At 57.4% G+C, this 21515-nt stretch carries 15 protein-coding genes and 1 pseudogene; 5 read left to right on the forward strand and 11 right to left on the reverse strand.

From position 1 onward, the window contains the following. Positions 1–16 precede the first annotated feature (16 nt). From CTATCC11996_RS18680 to CTATCC11996_RS26490, 9 genes are all read right to left on the reverse strand, one after another. On the reverse strand, positions 17–331 hold the full coding sequence (locus CTATCC11996_RS18680) for an integrative conjugative element protein, RAQPRD family (RefSeq protein ID WP_003055199.1): 315 nt from the start codon (positions 329–331) through the stop codon (positions 17–19). A gap of 23 nt (positions 332–354) precedes the next feature. Next, a complete protein-coding gene (locus CTATCC11996_RS18685) occupies positions 355–1131 on the reverse strand; it encodes a TIGR03747 family integrating conjugative element membrane protein (protein WP_003055200.1) in 777 nt (258 codons plus the stop codon). Then, complete coding sequence (traD, locus tag CTATCC11996_RS18690) at positions 1128–3359, reverse strand: type IV conjugative transfer system coupling protein TraD (protein WP_003062535.1); 2232 nt, start codon at positions 3357–3359, stop codon at positions 1128–1130. The genes CTATCC11996_RS18685 and traD overlap by 4 nt, the downstream gene beginning before the upstream one ends. A gap of 178 nt (positions 3360–3537) precedes the next feature. Continuing rightward, a complete protein-coding gene (locus tag CTATCC11996_RS18695) occupies positions 3538–4077 on the reverse strand; it encodes a PFL_4695 family integrating conjugative element protein (RefSeq protein WP_003062537.1) in 540 nt (179 codons plus the stop codon). A gap of 1 nt (position 4078) precedes the next feature. Next, positions 4079–4609, reverse strand: coding sequence for a hypothetical protein (locus CTATCC11996_RS18700; protein ID WP_003062539.1), 531 nt, complete (start codon positions 4607–4609; stop codon positions 4079–4081). A gap of 3 nt (positions 4610–4612) precedes the next feature. Further along, on the reverse strand, positions 4613–5668 hold the full coding sequence (locus tag CTATCC11996_RS18705) for a hypothetical protein (RefSeq protein WP_238532428.1): 1056 nt from the start codon (positions 5666–5668) through the stop codon (positions 4613–4615). Positions 5669–5979: 311 nt separating this feature from the next. Beyond that, positions 5980–6483 (reverse strand): PFGI-1 class ICE element type IV pilus protein PilL2, encoded by a 504-nt coding sequence (pilL2, locus tag CTATCC11996_RS18710; RefSeq protein ID WP_003062543.1) that lies wholly within the window; start codon positions 6481–6483, stop codon positions 5980–5982. Between the two features lie 556 nt (positions 6484–7039). Then, positions 7040–10036: a TrlF family AAA-like ATPase gene (locus CTATCC11996_RS18715; RefSeq protein WP_003062544.1), complete on the reverse strand. Its 2997-nt coding sequence runs from the start codon at positions 10034–10036 to the stop codon at positions 7040–7042. 209 nt (positions 10037–10245) lie between these two features. Beyond that, entirely contained in the window at positions 10246–11259 is a 1014-nt protein-coding gene (locus tag CTATCC11996_RS26490; protein ID WP_308487612.1) for an HNH endonuclease, read from the reverse strand. A gap of 287 nt (positions 11260–11546) precedes the next feature. On the opposite strand from CTATCC11996_RS26490, the gene CTATCC11996_RS18720 reads away from it, so the two are divergent. Genes CTATCC11996_RS18720 through CTATCC11996_RS18730 form a run of 3 tightly spaced genes read left to right on the forward strand, consistent with a single transcriptional unit; the run spans position 11547 to position 15869 of the window. Further along, positions 11547–12095, forward strand: coding sequence for a hypothetical protein (locus CTATCC11996_RS18720; RefSeq protein WP_003062548.1), 549 nt, complete (start codon positions 11547–11549; stop codon positions 12093–12095). Beyond that, a complete protein-coding gene (gene mobH, locus CTATCC11996_RS18725; protein WP_003079143.1) occupies positions 12092–14788 on the forward strand; it encodes a MobH family relaxase in 2697 nt (898 codons plus the stop codon). The genes CTATCC11996_RS18720 and mobH overlap by 4 nt, the downstream gene beginning before the upstream one ends. Position 14789: 1 nt before the next feature. Continuing rightward, a complete protein-coding gene (locus CTATCC11996_RS18730; protein ID WP_003062552.1) occupies positions 14790–15869 on the forward strand; it encodes a hypothetical protein in 1080 nt (359 codons plus the stop codon). Between the two features lie 1384 nt (positions 15870–17253). Here CTATCC11996_RS18730 and CTATCC11996_RS25155 read toward each other — a convergent pair. After that, positions 17254–19074 carry an ATP-dependent nuclease gene (locus CTATCC11996_RS25155; protein WP_080569900.1) on the reverse strand — a complete coding sequence of 607 codons (1821 nt, stop codon included), beginning with the start codon at positions 19072–19074 and terminating at the stop codon, positions 17254–17256. A gap of 1062 nt (positions 19075–20136) precedes the next feature. After that, positions 20137–20221, reverse strand: a pseudogene (locus CTATCC11996_RS25640) (IS5/IS1182 family transposase); the annotation flags it as partial. A 157-nt stretch (positions 20222–20378) separates the two neighbouring features. Here CTATCC11996_RS25640 and CTATCC11996_RS18750 point away from each other — a divergent pair. Next, on the forward strand, positions 20379–20651 hold the full coding sequence (locus tag CTATCC11996_RS18750; RefSeq protein WP_138983867.1) for a hypothetical protein: 273 nt from the start codon (positions 20379–20381) through the stop codon (positions 20649–20651). Beyond that, positions 20651–21463 carry a hypothetical protein gene (locus CTATCC11996_RS18755; protein ID WP_034349620.1) on the forward strand — a complete coding sequence of 271 codons (813 nt, stop codon included), beginning with the start codon at positions 20651–20653 and terminating at the stop codon, positions 21461–21463. Before CTATCC11996_RS18750 ends, CTATCC11996_RS18755 begins: the two co-directional genes overlap by 1 nt. Positions 21464–21515: the final 52 nt, after the last annotated feature.

Here is a 21515-nt window from a genome sequence, read left to right on the forward strand (position 1 = left end):
TTTGTTTTTCTTTTGGTTATTGCCGATAGTCACCACGCAATGGGGCGACTGGGCGAGGCTGGCGAGGTGCATCCACGTGGTTTGTTACGCCGAGGCGCAGCAGCTCCAGGTCGCGCTGCAGCCAGTCGTAGCGGAACTTCACGCGCTGGCCGGTCGGCGCGGCTTTCTCCGCGTCAGCAACCATCAATTGCACCTGCTCGATCTCGCCAGCGATGCGCGCCAAGCGCTCGCGCTCCAGCTCGTCGTCGGTAACATCTGCCCAGGCCATCGCAGTGGTGGAGAGCACTCCAATCACCAAGAGGGCAAAGAACGAATGTCGTGAGCGTTTCATCAATATCTCCTTCAAAATCAATGTCATGCGTATTTCTTGAACGCGCCTACCGTTGTCGATAGGGTGAATGCCACAAGCACGGTGAACACCAGAACCATGTAGGCCGGGTTGAAGCCGCCGAATGGCCAGGACAGGTACAAGCCAAAGCCACCTGTAAGCGCCCAGCCCACATAGCGCTTGGCGTGGTGGTAGACGAACGAGGATTCGCGGCCGCCTTGCCAACGGCGCCGATCCCTGCGCACCAGGCCGTCGATCACCCCCATCAGGCAAGCGAGCGCAAATGCGGGGAGCGCGAAAACAGCAGTGCAGAGGCGCAGCAGAACGTCCTGCAGGACAAACATGCTGATGACCACCCATTCACTGAGCATGTGGATGAACGACGAACCGGCCTTGGCCAGCCCTTTGAGTTGGGGCTGCACGCTTTGACCCAGAAAGCTAGGCAGAGCCGCATCTGTACCAGCCTGCTGGGCGGCCAAGTTGCGCTGATACCAGCGCAGCGCGCCAAGACGCTCGTAGGGCATACGCACCCACTTCACGATGCGCAGCGAAAAGTCCACGGTGTCTGGCACTAGCAGACTGCGTGGAGCGGCTGCGATATAGCGCAGATCCTGCTGCACCATCTCCTGTGCATGGCGGATGCCCTGGCCATGCCAGAAGAAATAGCCACCGCCGACTTCAATCACCAGACCAATGAGCCACGAGGACACTGTCACGCTGAATAGTCCAAAGCCAACCAACACGGCCACCCCCACAGGGCCGTGTGTGCTTGGCTTTCTGGCGGACGAGTTCGGAGCCGTCATAAGTGGGGCCCCATCACGTTGCCGGCCACGGCGGACGAAGTTGCACCTGCCATGGCGTAGCCAGGCATATCGTCATCAAAGGCAGAGGCGAGATCCGTGTCGATCAGCCCACCTGCACCAGCGCCCAAGGGCTGTGTACTGAGCCAATCGGTTTCTGCGGCCCACGTCTCACTCGTGCGATAGCGGCGCTTCATGTCCTCAGCAACCGCCTTGAGCGAAGCTGGTATGAACGGGTCGTCCTTGCTATCAGCCAGAGGAATACGAATCTTGTGGCAGCGATTGCCTTCCAGCAGCGCAAACGCTTGACCCTGTGGCAATGAAAGAACGTCCGAAGGCTCGATCAGCGGCGCCTTCGACTTGTTCGCTATGTCGTTGTTCTGGCTGGTGAAATCGACGCCATTGCCCTGAGCAGCCGTGTCCGACACGCCCGATACTGGCGTGAGCACCGTTACATTGACCTGTGGCACCTGGTCCGTCAGCAGGCTCGCGGTCGCCTTGCTGCGCACCCGCAGCATGCAAAGGTGGTTGAAGTTGTCGAGGATCTGGCCAGCCTTGGCCTTGTCACCAACCTTCGCCTCGATGTCGAACATCGACTGGGTGTATGCAGTGATGCGAAAGCCCGATCCGCCCAACTTGTTGACCATCGGAACGAACTCGGGGCCTGCAATCTCGTTGACCTCATCGAAATGGCAACACACAGTCGGCAGCTGCAGCTTCCCGTCGCCGTGTGGGTCGAGGCCTGTCTTGTAGAGCTTGCCGCCGGTCGAAACGAGATCGGACAGCATGGAATTACCCACGGCAGACGAAACCACGGAGTCAGACAAGGCATCCAGGCCGGCATACACGATGCCGCCCTGGCGGAACACCGTCATCCAGTCGAAGATCGGCCGCTTGTCGTTCGGGTCGAAGTAGTCCGGGCTGATGAGCTTGCCAACTGCGCCAGAGGTGAGCTTTTCGAGGAATGGCCCCAGGCTGGCAATGATCTTTTCGTAGAACGAACGCTCGTAGCTGAATGCGGCCGCCAGGCCGACCAGTACCTTGTCGTCCAGTCGTGCTTCCTTGATGAGCAGATACATCGCCACCTGATCGGGCGAACGATCCTGCAGGCTTCTAGGAACCGGGGCCTTCTTTGCCACGATAGCGCGCTCCAGCTCCACCAGGCGGTCCTGATAGCTGCCGAAGCGCTGGGGATGGTCAATCGCGAGCTTACGAAACGTCATGCCCGCGTAGTCCATGAACAGCGGGTCAATGCCAGTCACGTCCTTGAGCAGCGTCTCGTAGGTCGGAATGCGGCCGAGTGCCACCTGGGCCTGAGCCACGATGTTGGTGAACCGCCAGCTGAACTCCTTGAATGCAGCCGAGTTGCCCGAGGAGGGCAGGGCATTCGTCGCACGACCAGCGACTTCGGTGATACGCGCGAAATTGCCAATGCCGTTGTAGCGTGCAGAAATCTCCGGGTAGCCCAGATGGAACATATAGAACTGATCCAGGCGGCCAGCGCGTCGTGCCTCAGCGTGCATGCGTAGCATCAGCTCCGCGTCGCCCTTGGGGTCGATGACGATCACCACATGGCCGGCATGAATGTCCTGAGAGCACAGAAGCTCCAAGAGGCGCGTCTTGCCCACGCGAGTCGTGCCCATCACCAGCAAGTGGCCAGAGCGCGAGCCTTGGCGCAACACCACCGGCTTTTCGTTCTGCACTCCCACGCCATGAAGCACAGGGTTGCCGCCCAGGTCCACGCCCGTGGCGAAGGGGTTGGCGGTACCGCCGACATCAAGCGCACGCTCCAGTACCCTGGCCAGCAGGCTGTCGGTCTTGGCCTGCGCCCACTTGCGCATCTTTTCGCCGGTCGCTGCGAGCTTGAGCTCGGTTGGCGAGGCCTTCACGAAGCGCTGAACATCTGTCTCACGCGCGTCCAGCAAGCGCTGGGTGTGCAACTGCGTCCACTCAAAGCCTTCGCCCAGGTAGAGATGCTCCTTGAGATTGACAGGAAGCTTGTGAGGGGCCAAGCGCGTCATCTTGGTGAACTTCAGCCCGCGTTGATAGCTATAGACCTGGAAGGCCTGGCGCGCACGCACGCAACCGAAGCCGGCAGCGATTGCACCCGAGACTGCGCCCAGCGAGTGGGGCATCATCAGCGCCCATGGTGCGGCTGCTGCCACGCCAGCAATCCCAAAAGCTGTGGCAGCGCTCAATGCTTCGACTGGCGGCCTCAGCACGCCTTCCATGGTCCCGTCAGTCACTGCATGCCCTCCAGTTGGAACATGCCGTGAAGGCTTGGAACATTTTGGGACTGCGCAGCCACAAAAGGCGTTCCAAGCTGGCTCAGCCCAGCACGCAACAGTCGAGCATTGGCGCATGCTTTCACAGCGCCTTCCGATCCGAAATGCACCAGGCCAAGTCCGATCATGGAGCCTCCGCAAACGTGCGCTGAGGCAGGATCTGGTAGGCGCGGCCATTGCTGTGCACCAGCACGGGAAAAACTGGCGCACCCTTGGCGATCAATGTGTCTGCAAGGAATGCCCCTGTATCAGGAGCCAATTGCAAGGGGCTGGCCACTTGCTGCAGCAGCTTGAATGCGGCTGGCGTTGCTGCCTGCACCACAATGCCGACTGCATTGAGCTGTATCAGCTTCTTGTGATTGAAGGCTACCCAGCGCAAAGACGCGTCGTCCGCGCCGATCACGAACATGGGCTGAGTCAGCCATTGGCCATTGAAGACCTGCACGCCGTCTTGCTTGAGCACACCGCCGCGCAATTGGCTGCGAAACGGGAAACGCAGCCCGTCGAGCACATTCGCCTCATCTGTGCCGCCCACGATCTGGGCCACATAGGGCGCCAACGGCACAGACTTACCGCTGTCGTGGATCATCTCCAGCTCCACGCCGGCCAGGGCCGGCACGCTGCAAGCGAATCCAAGGGCGAGGATGGCGAACCGGCAGCGCATATCAGCGTTTTCCGCGGTTGGCAGGAGCTGGCGATGCACGCTCGATGATCTGCGTGCGCGGCACGTTCAGCATGTCGGCTGCACCTACAGACGACTGCACGCGCGGCAGGCCGTCATAGTTCACCATCGGCTCGTTGGGATACAGGCGGGCCATAGCCGCCTGCATTTCACGGTCCCACAAGATGCTTCGCTCCACATCTTGGTGGAAGATCCGCGCCATGCGCTCGGCATACTGACGGCGCTCTGCATCGTTGCGAGCATGAATGCCCAGCACCTCAAGGGGCGAGAGCTCCTTGACCGAGAAATTAGCACGAGGTCCCAGCGACAGCACCTTGGCGCGCTGCATCTCATCGGCAGTCAGACCCCACATCTGTTGCACTGCACGCGCTGTCTCGTCCAGTTGCGAGCGGCCCTGTTGAGTCGTGCTGGGCAGCGAGCCCGCTTCTGCAGTGCGGCCAGTGCGCAGCTGCGCAAGGGCGCCCGTGCTCAGCTGCAATGCGACCACGGTGGCAATAAAGGCAGTTTTTTTCATGAATCAGCCTCCATTGCTCACTGAAAGGGTCAGGCCTTGGCTGCCTGGAGCCACGAATGTGGCTGTGCGAGACACAGGATCTGCCGACTTGAGCGACAGACCATTGACCACATCACCTGGGCGCAAGACACGCACGCGGCGATCACCGGGCACGCCCGACGCGACCACGACCGACGGCTCGCCGTTCCACATATCGACGGACACAAGCTGGGCACCTGCAGGAGCTGCAGCTGGCTTCGCGGCAACGACCTTTGCTGCTTGGCGGGGAGTCGCGGGCTTCGCCTTCACCATTACGCGCTTGGGCGCTGGGCGCGGCGACGGCTGCTCGACGGGGGCGGCCTGTGCGGCTGCTGGAGCCACTGCAGGCGCTACCGCAGGAGCGGGAGCCGGTGCCGCAGAGGTCTTGCCAGCAAGCGCGTTGGCCTGCTGCATCGCGGCCAGCTGCTGGGACATCAGCAACATCATGTCTTCCATGCGCTTCATGCGATCAAGCACCTGGGGGTCGACGCCGACTGGTGTTGCAGTCGCTACTGCCGTGGGGGCCACCGCCATAGTCGGCGCTGGTGCGGCAGTAATAGGGGCACTACCAGCCGGTGCTGCTGCAGCGGCCTCATTTCGCTGGAGGGCCACGTTGGCCACGGCTTGCGGCACAGCGCCCGCGTCCCCCAGGCTGGCAACGCCTGCATCAGCTGCAGACTGACGCATAACCGCCTCTGGATCGAATTCTGGCTGCATGCCCACGGGGATTGGGTCCGCATCGCCAGCTGGTGCTCCGCCGATAGGTGCCGCAGCCGCATCAGCCAAGGGCGCAAGGGGCAGCGGGGAGGTGTCAGCCAGGCGCGGATCAAACTCGGAAGCATCGAAAGCAGGCTGCGGCGTCACCAGGCCGGCCTCGGGAAGCGATGAGCCAAGCAGATCCAGTGCTGGTAGACGTTTCGGCCCGTACTGAAGGTACACCACTGCCAATATTCCCACGACACCCGCAATGCCGACTGTGCGCAGCACCCATGGGTTCGTCGGCTTGCGTCGAGAGGGGATATCGCTGGACTCAACACTCACAGGCACCTCGGCCTTGCGTGGCCTTGCTGCAGCCGGTGCGCGACCAAACGCGCGGGCGAGGAATCCTGGCCGTTTTTGAGCCTCTACAGGCGCAGCAGCTGCCGCCGCAGTTGCAGTGGCAGCACTGAGAGGAGCGGCAGTCTCAAGCTCGCTCAACCAAGAATGATCGACAGCCGAATCATCGACACCAGTGACCTCGGGTGCCACTGAAACCGCGCGCGGCAAATCTGCCGCATCGGGAGGCGGCGGCGGTGGCACGCTTGGCTCAGTCACTTGTACGTCTGCATCGACAGTGCTTTGTTCCGACATGCTCACTCCTTGGCGGATGCCTTCGGCTGAGGCGTAGTGCTAGGGCTGACGATGGGCTCCAGGCGGCGAGGCTTGGGTGCGTTGGCCAGGGTGAACCAAACGCGGCGAGTGATGTGATCGGTGTGCCAGCGCCATGCCGTACCCACGAGCACGTTCAGAACGTCTTGAACAGAAAACGGGCCCAGCGTGCGCTGAGCCTCGGGCAGCGGCAGACCGAGAAAGCGCCGCGCATCGGAAGTCAGTGATTGAGAATCCACCAGGGCATAGCCCGTGCGAAGCAGCGTGTACTCGATGGCTTCGCCAACGGTCGTCACCTGTTCGCGCGGGAATGTGAGCTGGGCCACCAGGGCCAGCGGCTCATTCAGATGCGGCTGCGGCAGGGCGTCGGCAGTGGTGTAGCGGCCCAACTGCAGGCGTTTGTTGCCATCAACAAGCTGAGGGGTGGCCTGGGCTGAGGCCATGGCCAGCAAAGCCATGCTGGCAAAGAATCTGGGCATGCGGGTCATGGACCGTAGGAACTCCGTAAAAAGAACCCGGACCACAACCAAGAGGAGGTGTGCGAAGAAGATCAGTGGCCCGGGGGTGTCGACGCAATGCGTCAGTCGCCGGGCCGAATGTTCTTAGAGCTGCCGCTTTGTCACCAGCGGAAACCGTGCGTTACATACCTAACGGTTTACGCTTGACACACAAGAGAATAAATGATTGGTAACTTAAGGACGCAAAGGAAGGCGAGCGTCAGGGTCCGCTCGCATACTGGGCAAACGGCTCTACTGGGTACAGGACCTACCCAAAGGGCGCGCATGCTCCTCAAAATCGGAGCATGCGCAAAGGATTTACGGGTAATGGGAAGACAAAAGGCTGTACAGGAACGGGGAAGGCCCCAGCTCTCCGGAAGAGCTAGGGCCTTCAAATAAATGCATACAGCGTTTATGGTTGGCTGTGTTTCCTAGGCCAGATACCTAGAGTGCTTGTGCAGACCATTCAAGGCAATCGCCCCATCTCTGAGCAAAGCAGCGCAGCGAAAGCTAAGACGCCGGGATAGAGCGCCGATAAATCCCTCGCTTAGCGATCCAGCCGAACCCTCAACCGGCGTGCTCGTTCGCGAAAGGCCTCTTCACCACCTTCCAAAATGTCGCAAACGGCCTTACGAATTACCGCGTTCTCGAGACCGCCAGACGTATATTGGAGTGGGGGCAGGCCACCGGTAGGATGAGGGCCAGCGTCGGCGACGATGATCTGATCAGCGTCGGTGTTGATGACGAGGTTAGCATTGTGCGTGACCATGATTACCTGGCGTTTGGCCTTGGCTGCGATAAACAAAGCTACCAACTCTTCGAACACAGACTTTGGATCTAAGTTCTCCTCTGGTTGATCGATGATGAGCGGCCGATCGTCTGCGTCGTCAAGTGCCAAGTAAAGAAGAAGAAGTACGATTCCTCGTGTTCCAGGCGATAGCTTGCGGATATCGATCCCGTCATAGACTATTTCGTACCGCACAGAAATGTGATCGGTGGCGAAAAGCCAGTGCGCGAACTGCTTCAACCAACCACGAAACTCCACATGTTGGTTTTGGCCAAAGGGAGCCTGGCTCATAAGATCCCGCATGTATACCGAGATGAAATTCGCCATCGCTGCCTCCACGTCAGCGGCTGACCCTGTTTCCCAGGCTGGACGCAGGGTTGCATCCACTAAAGCGATTAGCGCCCCGCGGCCTTGAAATGGTCCAGACTTTCGCCTGTCGAGAAGCTTTTCTTCGGCAATAGCTCCCCAGGCGGTGACGTCAACGACTCGACGAACAGAGAACCCGAGCTTGCGAAGTGTGCCAGTCGATGCGGTCAGGCGCGTCATCAGCGGCGCGTAAAGATCAGCAAGGGAAGTCTGTTCATTGACGATTGCTTGAAACACTCGACCATAGGCTGCATCGCGCTCGTTCTGAAGCTCCTTACGACGCGCGGCCGCTCCTTGGGCGTCTGCTAAGCGTGATTGCAGACTAAGGAGAGCGGCATTCTCTTGCGCGATGCGTTTCGACAGGGTGGAGTATTGACCACGAATTACATTATCTGCGTTTAATAGGGCCTCCAGCCGATTCATTTCAGCGAGCAGCGTATTGAGCGTTAACTTCGAAATGTCTGCGGTGTCTGGAAAGAGTGGTGTGTTAGGGTCGCCGGCCGGAATGCCCGGGCCGGTGAGTAACGCTATTTGCTGATCGGACCATTCGACGTAGCTCGCCAAACTCTTGTCAACGTCGCCTTTATAGATCAACAGGAATTCATCCCATTGCTGCTGGCTGAGCCGGCTGTGACTGTGTCGCTCCTTAGCTTGACGCAGAAGCTCGGGTGCCTTCGTGGTACGAGTGCTAACAACCTCATCTTGCAGAGCAATGAATGTCCGGCGCTGATTACTGTACGCCTGGATCGTGCCGCGTAATGTCTGCACGACTTGTCCAAGCTGGGTGTGTCTGATAGCCTGCGCCTCCGTACCCTTAACGATAAGTTTGGCAAGATCTTCGTTGTAACTCTTGATCTGGCCGGTCTTTTGCGTCACCTGGACCACGAGGCTTGCGGTAGAGGCTTCTTTCTCGATCTCAGTGGCAATGCGCTCGGATAAGTCGGCGATTGCCTCAGACTCCCGTTCTCGGGCCTGCTGGAAGCGCGCGGTACGGAAATCTCTTAATTCAGCAAAGTCAATTGCGCCGTCCAGATCGTCATGCGGATGCGCATCGAAGATCACGCGTTCGATCTCCGCGATTAGTCCATCCGAGACTCCGGCAGAGGAACACAACTCCTCTACAAATTGCTGCGATAAGTACCGAGCGCGTGGAAAGGCAAGGTGGCCATTTGCATCACGACCGTCCAGGAAGCGCGTGACTGAAGCGCCTCCACCCCATGTCAGTGTTGTGGTCGCACTGCCTAGCAACTGCCGGGCACGAACGAGAAATGAAGGGCTTATGCTTGCACTCGCGCTCCAAGCATCAGGGGTGATTGCGTCGCAGCCGGCGGCGATCATGTCCGCAAGTGCGGTCTTGCCCGAGCCTCGCGCGCCGATGATTGCGACGAGTCCAGGATTAAGTGGGATTTCCGAGGTTGCAGCCCAACTGGCGTCTGCGACAGATAGGCTCGAGATTACTTGGGAAGGCATGGCCGTGGACGGCGATTCATTGCCGACATACGCTCGCCCCTCAGGGTCGATGCACGCCTGACGCAGGGCGTCGAACTCTAGACCACCCTTGATCCAAGAATAACGCTCTTCAACCGGTTGACCGACGGTTTTGTGGTCGTGGGCATCGCTTCCGTGCAGGCAGGGCTTACAGCCGCCATAACGTTCCTTAAGCTGCTCGAAAGTCACGCCCTTGCGACCAGACCAGAAGTCGCGCTGTGCTGAACTGCTCGAGAAGATGATGTGGGCGAACTTCTCAATCTCTTGTCGCATGGTTGCGTCCGCGGCTTGGCGCAAACCCGAAGTTCCATCACCTGTCGCACCTGCAACCGCGATGAGAATGTTGGCCTTAGCCCAATCGCTCTCGCGCATAACGCGGCGAAGCTGGTCGAAATTTACCTTGAACTGCGTGGCACCGTGAGAAAGCGCAGCGCGATCATCGACGATGCTGGAGTCGGCTTTCTTCCCAAGTGACATCAGATCGTGCCGGGTGCAATTGAACGTGTCACCATGCGCATGGAACTGAAGTCGCTGAAGAACGCGGTGCAGTTCTGCAATATGGTTTGGGTCCTCGGGGCTAACTAGGAGGTGCACGTTGACAAAGCCAGACTTTGCAGCGACATCTAGGCGCAATTCGACATTAGGAAAAATTAGCTGTACATCTGGCAAACGGCCTGCCATCTTTTGTCTTACCACCTCTTCGTAGGTGTCAGTAAGGTAGTAATCAGTCACCGCTAACGCCTCAATCTTTGGGGTCACAGTCTCAAGATTTGTGAGATAGGTTTCCCAAGGAGAGTCGCCGCCAAACTGATTATTCAGGACGGTTCCCGGCGCATGTATATGCGGTTCCCAGCGGCGCCATTCAGATCCCCGACTTATCACTTGCTCATTCTTCGTGACCATTTACCGTCCTTGTAACCATACTTAAATACGTTGTTCGCAGTGAGCAGTGCAGAAAAACCTGTAACACCTTATATGAATTCTGCGCGATAACCACTTTTTGCCAGTCGCAATCGAGCACACGACAATAGCCGCAAACTCGCCTACGAGCAGCAGAGAATTTTTTCGACCGACACCGACATCAGGTGAGCTTTTAGACCAGCTAGTTCTATCTATTGCTGGCCGTACTCTAGGTCTATGGTACGTACCTGTTGTTCAGCGATTGCTGCGCGAATCTCTGCCACGCTGTATGGGTCATCACGGCTATGCGCCACGTGATGACAAGTCGCACACAATGGCACCAGATCATGTATGGGATCGACCTGATATAAGTGACCAATACTCGATAGAGGTTTGAGGTGGTGCACGTGAATTAGGTTTGCTCCGATGATGCCGTACTTCTTTTCATAGCTCAGGCCACATGCCTGACAGGTAGCCCCGTAGTGAGCGATACATTGTTTGCGCGCAGATGCATTGCGCTCGTAGGCCGTCAATTCCAGCGTTTTAGGGGTTCCCTCTGTAAGCACCAGTGGAGATAACCGACAGGTAGGCTTGTCATCCCTTTTTACTGGTGATTGCGGAGGCAGTGGCCAAGTTGGGGGTAGTAGCGGTGCAACTAGTGCGCTTGATGGAGGTAGATGACCTATCGCGAAGACTCCATCTTCCCCTGTGACCACGCATTCCCAAACTCCCGCTTGGCCAATGAACAGATTCGATATGGGCTTGTGCTTGAGAACCTCTATCTTTCGCTGCCCAGTGGTCGGATCCTGAGACCAAAGTTGCATATCAGTATTTCTTTCATGCATATACGACGCGGGCCACTCACCCAACTGGTAATCCCAGCTTTCGCCACGTAAATAGCACCTTGATGCAAGGGCTAGACATTCTTCAGAAGAAGGGACAGCGATAGAGATGTGAAATGGTGGGAGGAGTTGCTCTGGGGGCGGAATGAGGTAAACGTATTTGGTAGTCTTTTTCACCAAGGTCCAGCCTCTTCTAGGCAGGATGACGCTTAAGGTCTCAGCGGCACCGAAGCGGTAAGTGTGTAGGCCGTGGTGGGCTGGCGCTTTGCCTCGCGGTTTGATTTCAATCGTCTGGATTGACCAACCAATAGGTGTATGGCTAGAGGCCGCTGCCTCGTCAAGTACCCATGATGTACCGGCCTGCGACTTAGACTTTCTACTCATTCTTTACGTGGCCTGGAGTCGTGGTTGTTTTATGAATGTCCATTCCTGCAGTGAACCGGCGCGGATGCTATTACACGACTCAATAATTCATTAGCCATTTAAGGTACTCCGCCGCAACTTTCCGTGGTCTGCTCAAGTGTAACGCGGTGATCAATCAAGCACAAAACATGTAGCTATTTGTAATTTCACTAACATGTTTCACGGTAAGTTTCAAGCGAAAAGCCTCTGGTCATCACCGCAGGGTTTCGCGCTGACAGGTGAGGGCGCACTAGGTACGGTTGCGCCCCATGGACGACCTCGCCCGCGCACCGCACCTACATAGTCAGCACATCCAGCAGAGAGCCAACAGTGATCCACCATTTCTAGGCAGAGATCCGCTCGATCGTGGCTGCTCGATATTCGCTATCGCAGACAGCTTGCAACTGCTGGGCCTTGCCAGCAAAACCAATCCGCTCATGCGCTGGTTGGGAAGATTCGAGGGGCTGGAGCAGCATCTGGAAGAGGAGCTTGATCCAATCTTGAGCGTGCGCTCAATCCTGCTGCAGCAGGTTGCTGACCATCCCAAAATGCCGCATGTGCCCAAACCTCAGCAAGAGAAGAATTGGCACAGCTTCGTCATGCGAGTCGTGGCTCAACCGTTCGTGCAAACATGCGGTGACTGGGGCCGCGACGGCATCGCCTCACGCATCAAATGGGACCCGCTGCAGCAGAGATTCATGGACTTCCTCGCACTGGGCCAGCCGGGGGAGGTGCTGTCTATCTGGACGCCCACCGATGGCAAGTCAGCGCGTGCCCAGCACTTCGCTCGAATCCTGCTCCAAGAGGAGTGCGCGTGAAGAGTATTGCTTCAAAGTTGCTTGCCATGGTGCCCTGGAGCAAGGCCAAGCCCGTGCTGCCTGCGCCTGCAGATCCGCTACCGTTGCCTGATGCGCCAGTAGGGAGGGGGGCTCAAGACCAGCCACTCAAGCCAGACGAGATCCACATCGCGGGCAGTGAGCCCGGATGGTTGCGCGTGCTCAATGCCCAGCAGCTGCTGGCCACGGTCCGCGCAGAACGGGCTATCACCCAGATTTGGAGCCAGTCGCATCAGTCGCAGGCCATTTGGGAGAGGGACCTGCTACCGGCGATTCGGCGATACGCCGAGTTCGTGCAGCTAATGCCGGCCTCCGAAGCGCACCACCACGCCCACGCGGGCGGCCTGCTGTCGCACACCATTGAAATGCTGCTCGCGGCCATGACCTGGCGCAATGCTCATCTGCTGCCAGGCGGAAGCCAGATCGAGATCGTTGACGCCCAGCGCGATCAATGGACCTATGTGGTGTTCTTCTGCGCTTTGCTGCATGACATCGCCAAGCCCATGACTGACCTACGCATCGCGTGGCGTCCTGTGGGCGAGAACGATCCAATCCGTTGGGCACCTGCAGGCGGAAGTCTGTCGCAGATCGCTGGCCAACGCACTGCCGAGTACCTAGTGGACTTTGCGCCCAAGGGGCAGCGCGATTACAGCGCCCATGCCAAGCTGGCCCAGCTGCTGCTACCCCGCATTGCGCCAGAAAGTGCGCTGCGATTCCTGGCGCACACGCCCACCGCCTTGGATGCCCTGGAGCAATACCTCACCGGCCAGGACACGGACAGTCTCGTCGCCAAGATCGTCAAGCGGGCCGACCAGCTTTCAACGCAACGCGCCTTGCAAAAAGGCTCCAAGGCCCGCTTCGCCACGGCCAAGGCCGTGCCTCTCATCGAGCTGCTGATGCAATCCATGAGGACCATGCTCCAAGCTGGCACACAACTCCCGCTGAACCGCAACGGTGCGGCAGGGTGGGTGTTCGAGGGGGCGATCTGGTTCGTGGCCAAGCGCCTCGCTGATACCGTGCGAGAGCACATCCAAGCAAACGAGCCCGATGAAAGCGTGCCTGGCAACGCAAAGAACGACCGGCTGTTCGACACCTGGCAGGACTACGGCGCGATCGAGCTCAACCCTGCCAGCGGCCAGGCCGTCTGGCATGTCACAGTGCACGGTTACGCCGAAGATGGGTCAGAGCAGGGGGCCTACATGCATGACTTTGCCATGCTCAAGTTTCCTCTGGCCAAGCTGTTCAACCACGAGAGCAAGTACCCGGCCGCCATGCGCGGGCGGCTGGAGATCCGCGACCGTCGCAAGGATGGAGCAGGGCAAGACGAACAACAAGCTGCTGCAACTCTCAGTGCATCGGAATCTGCGGCAGCAATCGATGCCAATGCACCAGCAGCTGCGGCATCCTCAGCCCAACCATCCCAGGTTGCGGCAAAGCCTGCGAAGCAACAGCCCCAGGATGCGGCAGAAGCAAAAAAGCATGCCGCCATCATGCGGGAGCCTACTTTCACCAAGCCGCCGAATGCTGCGGCAAAGCCCAGGCCTGCGGCAACCACTGCGGCAGTAGCCAAGACACCTGCACCAGAAACTCCATCCCAAACTGCGGCAGTCATGGCAGTTAGGGCGCCTACGGCGCCAGTGCAGCAGACCCAAGCTGATACAGCCTACGACGAGTTTGAAGCTGGGGCAGCATCGAGATCCGGCGTGCCCACCCCATTGAAGCTGGACTACGACAGCCTCGACAACGGCGAAGCCGCGTATTTGCTGGGCGACAGCGAGGGCAGCTACTTCCTCGATCCATCCGAATCTGCAACAGCATCGGACAAGCCTGGCAAAAAGAACAAGCCGGCCAAGAACCCACAGCCGGCAGAGAAGGGCGCAGCGCCCTTGGAGCAACCATTCCAGGATGCCGCAGCGGTGCCGCCACCACCACCAGCTGCGCCTCCTCAGCCCGCCACCTTGCACCAGCCGCCCCAAGCTGCCGCAACTACGGCCGCAAGGCCGCCTTCTGTCAAACCTGCAGCAGCTGCGCCGCCGCCAGCGCCAAGCGCACCTAAGAATCCCGCCCAAGAGCTACGTCATGACCAAGTGCCGCGCTCTCAAAGCGTGAGTGCCGAGTTCAAGCGCATGGCCGCTGAGCTGGACGAGCTCGACGACCTGCCCGTGCTCAAGGGGCGCACCGCCACTGCAAGTGCGCCGCCGGCGGCCGCAGCGACACCAGGGCCGGTTCTTCTGCTTCAGCCGCTGCCCGACATCGACGCAAACCCCGACAAGCCGCCACCCGAGCCAAGCCCCTTGGCATTGGCTTTCATGCAGTGGGTGCAAATGGGGCTGGTCAATCGCGAGCTCAAGTTCAACGAGACCGGCGCGGCGATTCACTTCGTGGAGGAGGGCATGGCCCTGGTATCGCCCAAGATCTTCAAGGAGTACGCACGCCATGGCGACCGTGAGGACGGCCACGAGGATCTCACCGTCGACGAGCTCAGCACCAAGACCCAGAGGGAGGTCATCAAGTGTGGCTGGCACCTGCCAGCCGCGAATCGCACAAACATCGTCCGCTATGAGATCCACAGCCGCGGCACCGTAGTGGCCCATCTGTCCTGTGTTGTCCTCACCAGCCCAGGCCGGTGGGTCCAGCCCATCCCCCCCAGCAATCCCGCATTGAAGATGGTTTGATATGAAATCCACCTACTCAACTGATTACGAGATTGGCGACAACACCGCGCCAGACAAGCGCCTAGAGCTATGGAAATCGCGTAGCTTCTGGTTTCGGCTGCGGCACCGATGGAACGTGCTCAGTGCTTTTGCCGAGGGCAGCTTGACCTGGCACCACGCCAAGCTCGGCCTCAAATACCCGGATCAGGTCATGTGGCTGCAGCGCTGGCCACCGGGCAATGGATTGATGCCGGTCTGCCCAGCCGTCATTGCCGAGCTTGAGCACATCGATCGCACCATGATGGACTCCGACCAGCCCGCGCCACGGGTCGCTATTTTCTCACTCCACAGCATCGGCCACGATCGCACCCAGTGCAGGAACTGCGGCGGATCTGGCGGGGCCTTGCCCACGCAATGCCCAGGTCGCCCCATGACCGATGACGAGCGGCATGCCGTCCTGGAGGGGCTACTCGATTACGTCGATGGCCAATGGCTTGGCCAACTCATCAAGCAAGCCCCAAAACCGCTTGCCGAAACCTGCAAACTTGAGCCCAAAACGTCTGCCGAAACCTGCAAACTGGATTTGCCGTTTCCTGCACTCTATATACAAGGGTCTTCTATACAAAGAACTACTACTACGTCTCCAAGCGTCGTAGCGCTCGAAGTGGCACCAGCTCGCGAGGCGCAAGTCTTCTCGGAAAACGACTGGGCAGCGAAGTGCGCAGCCTTGTCGGACGCTGCCAACCAAGGCTGTGGCCAGGTGTACGAGACCTACGAGCTACGCGTGGGGGCCAGCATTGACCTTGCGCTGCTGCAGGTGCCCGAGCTGCACCTCGATCGCGCCATCGAGATCGCTGTTCAACACGGCTACACAACGCCTGCTCAACGTGCGAAGACCGTGCAGATGCTGCGTGACGATGGTTCTTGCAGCCATGGGTTTGATCCACACACGTGTCCAGTTGGATGTGGAGACGTCGACAATGTGAACGATTCAATGGTGGACTCAGACGGGATGCCGTGCGGCTCCTGCGGGGGCTCGAAACGTGTCCAGTGCTTGCGACTTTGTAGCAGCGGACGCAGCGCCGATGCCGGAAAAAGATGACGGGTCAAACAAAAATGTTTGACAGTTGGCAGCGAAGTCCTTAGAGTCCGAACCGTGCGTCAACGGGAGCTATTTGTAACTCTCGCGGAATTGGTTAAGAGGAAGAGGTAAAAACGTAGTCCCATGGGTCTACTGAAAGCCTTAAAAACTGGAGCTCTAGCGCTCCTATTTTTAGAGCTTATCTACTAGATACGATGTATATTATGTTAAATCACAAATGCTAGACTAGTTGTAGCAGCACGCCCTTTCACTGTAAGCATCTAAAGGCTGCGAATGCGAAATGCTGGGTGATGTTTAGAGCACCTTACCCCGCACATCTGCCACATCTGCGATACATCCTTGATGATCTGCGCTACAGCGATGCACAGCTCGCTAGGCTCCTAGACCTCAAGTCATCTACCATCAAAAAATATCGGCGCGAGGGGCAAGCTCCTCGCGCCGTTCATTTAGCCCTGTTTTGGGAGTCACGATGGGGAATTTCTACCATCGACGCAGTCGCTTTCAATCATGCAGCGGGCAACTACGCACTAGCCGAATCTCTGAATCGCAAAAACGCTAGGCTTGTCAAGCAAATCTTGACCATGGAAAAGAGCTTGCGAGGCATAAAACCGCATCGGCAAACGTTCCAATTTTCCAAATTGGCTAGCAGCCGATACGAAATTGGCGGTCTCGGGCTTCCTTTCGTGCAGCCCTGACGTCATCGAGTTTCTTCATCCCGCATGCATTTACTCGGCACTCGGCATCAAGCACTCGAATCTGGTGCTCAAGCATTTGGCATTCGCTCAGAGTTGAAGAAGCAGATCGAGAAGCTACTGGAACGACTTGTTCTGTAGCTATGGCGTGGGCTCTATCTCTCTGCTGTCTGGCGATTGCCACCTGCTCTTCCCAAGATACGTGGGCAGGAACACGTGCAATACGGTCCATAAAACGACCGTTTGCTGAGCACGGCACGCTCTCCCATGTGAGCCGATCTTGAAAGTCTTTGCAGAGGTAGATTTCCTTTGTCTCCGACCTATCTACCGGACGGATGCCTTGTTGAGCTATCTGTTGGCCGCCCTCGCAGGGTGCATTGCTGTAGGTATTTCCACACCGATAGATCTGACCTGTAGATTGCGTGCGTGGTACCTCAGGAGCTTTAGCTTTTGGCGCTGCCTCATTTGGCTCAGGCGGCCTAACGACAGTTCGTTGAGAAACCGCCCCGGGAGGCCCCTTTAAAAATCGCAGGATCTCAGACTGATACCTGTATGCAAGTGCGGCGATTAGAAGCACCGAAATCGTGAGAATGAGCTTTGACAAAAAGCTCATCTCATTTCGTCCACTCGTGAACGGATTTTCGCGTTTCCAGCTCCCAGGATCGTAGTGCCCCACTTCCCTACCCTTCCTGCTAACTTATTGCTCTAGTAACAAGTTCTCGCCATTCCCGATTGCGAAGCTCGCCCGCTGCGTGAAGCGCACGGATAACATCCTGAAGTACTTCAGGTTTGTGCCCCAAACCATGAAGTGCATTTATCAATGTTGACTTTCTATTGGCTACTTGCGCTGGAGCGCTAAGGACTCCATGCTGTTGCAATTTCTGGTCAACAATTAATTCTGCAGCAACGGTGTTTACCAGAACACTTTCTGGAATACCCGACCAAACCCATAGCTTCGCAGGGGTAAGCGACTCGCGCACTGCTCGCATGCGTTTTCGGGCCACATCACTAACTAGCTTTGCCATGTCAGTTTGGTTCAATACCCGAGCCTTACCGAGGTGGCGTCCAAGAACGGACTCACTAAAGCTCGCGTTAAACGGCACGGTCGTCTGAGCAAGCTCTCCACGTAAGCTATCAATGAATTTCTGAGCCTTGCTCTTCTTAGCGCCATGTTGCATCAGTTGCAGCTGAATTGTGTCTAATGCATTGGTTGTAGCCGTAATTGACGCCAAAGGCAGACTTTTCTTCAGCATGGGCTGACGCGTATCCTCCGTTGCATCCCAATCCATAACGCCCAACCAACTGGCGCCCAGCTCCTCAAGCAACAAACAAAGATCTGAAACGACTTCTTTACCACCGGCCGGGATGATCAGAAGGTCCTGTCGATCTGGAGATCTATCTGTCTGGATTTCAATAAGTTCTCTTAGAAGAGTAACGTCGTTTGCCCCTTCAACAACAACAACTCTCTTAGATAACAAAGCCTCAGGTGGTCGAAGACCATATTTTCCGAATGCAACTCTGAGTTCTCGATCAGTCTTCGTTAGCCTACGCAAACGCAGAGTCGTTGAGCGCTGCGAGTCAGCGACAAGCGGAAACCAGTCGTCCACAGGAAATTGATTCATGAAGTATGGGGAATGAGTCGTGATCACGGCTTGTGAATCATCTGTAACACACTCCTTTAGCTCATCAGCAATCGCTCTAAGTGATGTTGGGTGAAGGTGGTTGTCAGGCTCCTCGAACAAGTACAGAACAAACTTTCCCGTAGCCACGCCGAGTTGCCGATACAGGCTAAGAATGACGGAGCTCTGATGTCCTGTGCCTAACCTCTCCAACCCAGATTCTTGATCATTTATTCGAAATGTGATGCCGGCCATTGGAAGCAGAGAGTCGATATCAATGGAATTTGCATCCACTGACAACGCTTCGACCTCCAAAAGACTTCGAGCAGCAGCTTGCGCACCGGAGAGAATCTGCTCTCCACTCCTCTTAACTGCAGCTCTTACTTGCTGATTAAGTTGCACAAGTGAATGAGCGCCACGGGCCTTACGAATGGTCGCTGCCAGCGTGGCTCTGAAAGGGTCTAGCCCACCCGTTGTGAGATCACGTATTGGTGGTACATGCACAATCACTATCTCATCTAGAAAAGATGCTCGACCGCTTTCATCTAGAAGTTGCCCGTTCAAATGGCATGTAGGCTTGCCATTGCGCTTAACCTTAATCTGATATGTTACTTTCTGGTTGAGTGCCAAATTCAGTCCCTGCGAAAGACTTTGCGTAGGAACATCAAAAAAAACTCGAATGGTGATTGTCGCGTTTGGCCCCGTGATTGCACTGCAAAAATTAGAGGCTGTCTTTTCTGGGCTGTAAGCTGAGAGGAAAGCAAACTTCAATGCCCTTAGGACATTGGATTTCCCGCAGCTGTTAGGTCCACATACCACTGATGACCTCGTAAGATCCAAATCGAGTCGTTGTATCGACCTAAAGTTGCGAATCTCTACTCTAGATATGCGCATTAACCGTCCCTCTGAGGCTTATGTTGAACCCAAGTACATCACTGGGCTCTTGTTTCCTCAGAGCATACCAATGATTAATATTCAAACAGCCTTAGTGGTTATCTAAGACACGTGGTGACGTATTGAGGTTTTTAGAGGGTCCGCCACGCGAATCAGTGCAGCGCTTTGCCAGTGGTGCCGCGATCGCATGATTCAGTTGCACTTGGCACTGCCTGATCGATAGGTGAACATCAGGGGCACTGCCCCCGATACCCCCTCAGTTATCCATCAGGACAGAGCGCACCTGTGAATTGCGCCTCGCCAGGGCTTCCAGGTAGCTGCTTGTCTGTTGCTGCTGCTCCTGGCGCACCTGGGCCACTTCCTGAGGCATTGGCGCGTTGCTGTAGCGGGTGTTGCGGCCATCGCTGCGGGAACCAGTCACCGCATCAACCACCAGGGGCCTGTCCTGGCCGCCGGTATTGAGGTATGGCGCGTCGCAGGTGACAGGGCGGACTACCCCGTCAAACTTCACGGTGACCATGCAATTAGCCATGCGCTTGACGCTGTAGCCCGCAGCCTCCAGGTCTTCGCTGGTGACCTCGAACATGCGGCGGGTACCGTCGCTGACGATGAAGAGCGTGATGCTTTTGTCCTTCTTCGACAGATGTCCGGCAACGTGTAGCTGCTTGCCGAACAGCGGTTCTTTCGTCTGAGGTGGCGCTTCGACCGGGGCCGCGGTGGCCTGCTGCGGCTCCAGAGGCTTTGGCTCTGCCGGCGCGGGAGATGGTGACGCGACTACCGGGGTTGCAGCAGCACCAGGTGCAGGGCCAAGGACGCGTGGCTTGACGGGCGGTGAAGGAACGACCTTGAGGCCCCAGACATCGTGCTCACCATCAGGCCAGAAGGCCCAGAACTGAGGAATGGGCTCCTTGTCCGTCCAGAGCTGAAACGCTTTCTGCTCTGCGATGTTGGCCGCGTTCCAGTCGCCGAGCTGGGGCGCTGGTCTCGTGCGAACTTCGACCAGGTCGCGATAACTCGGGTCGATGGCTGCGAGCGCGTCGATGTTCAGCGGCAACTGGCCAAGGCCTGCAAACCATCCGTGTGTTCTCTCCGCGACCCAGCGATGCTTGCCCAACCTTTCGCTGCTTTCGATGCCTCGCCTGAAAATCAATGCCGGTGGGTCGGTCCCCCAGAAGAACTGGACCGCGCTCGCGCTCTGCTGGCGCTGGCCGCATGAGATCAGCAACACACAGTGTCGGCTGGCCAGAGCCATTCAGAAATGACCAACACCTGTCCTTTTTTTTCGTATGTGGCAAACTATGACCATGGCTAAAGCACACACACTCACCAAAGCGAAAACGGGCACGACCCCCGCAGGTGGTCGTGTGGTTACTCAATCTGCTGACAAAAGCACATCCAAAGAGGTGATCGCGCGCAGCTTTGAGAAGAAAATGGCCGCCGCGCGTAAGGCGTCCGTCAACAGCCATCTTGGTTTCGTTGTTCCCAAACTGACAGGCCATGAGGCATTGCACTTCATGCGCAGCGTTGGCGGCTTCGCCTTGTCTAGCAAAGTAAAGACTTCCAAGCCCAAGTCCTGATGGGTCAGATCCTCATTGCGTATCACGGCACCGATGCAACAGTCCGTGATGCACTGGTATCACGACGCACTAGCCCTGTACCTTCGTCCAACCCATATGATTGGCTCTATGACGGAATGTACTTTTTCGAAGGCGACTCAGCCCGCGCCTTAAAGCTTGCTACAGCCTCCAGCAAGCGGCCTCAACACAAGCTCACACGCAACCCTATAGCTACGCCAGCTGTTGTTGGGGCAATTATTGAGATTGATCGCCTGTTTGACCTGACCACGCAAAGCGGGATTGAAAACTTCACCCTCGCTGCGGAACTCATGGTCAAGGCCTATGAAGTCGATGGCAAAGAGCCGCCCAAGAATAGGCCTTCATTTCCGGGTGACACCGAAAATCTTCACCGTGCCTTCGACCGAGAAGTGTGCAAGATGGTGCATGCCTTGCGCAGACATGCAAATACCGAGGCGATCGCTCTGGCGGCTCAGCTATCGCAGTTGCTGGGGCTAAATGAGAGCGGTTCATCCTCGTTGACTGCATCGCAGCTGAAGCAACTCGGAGAAGCCACCCTGCAGATTGTCAATACAGCACCGTTTCAAGCTTCGAGGGGTGCCTTTGAACAAGGCAAGCAAGTTGACCCATCGAGCGCAATATACGATGACACACACCTCCAGCTCGCGGTGCACGATCTTTCATCCATCAAGGGCTGGTTCCTGTGCCCTGGGGACAAGCTGCTGACCCCGGATGAGTTCAGCGCTGCCGAGGATGCCTTGAATGCTGCCAAAGCACTGCGCACAGCCCAGAAACCCCGTACACGCGCCTCCTGATTGCGCCATGCGTTCTCTCCTTGCTTTTGCTCTCGCCCTTTTCGTCTTCTAA

Source organism: Comamonas testosteroni ATCC 11996 (genome assembly GCF_000241525.1).
GTDB lineage: Bacteria > Pseudomonadota > Gammaproteobacteria > Burkholderiales > Burkholderiaceae_C > Comamonas > Comamonas testosteroni.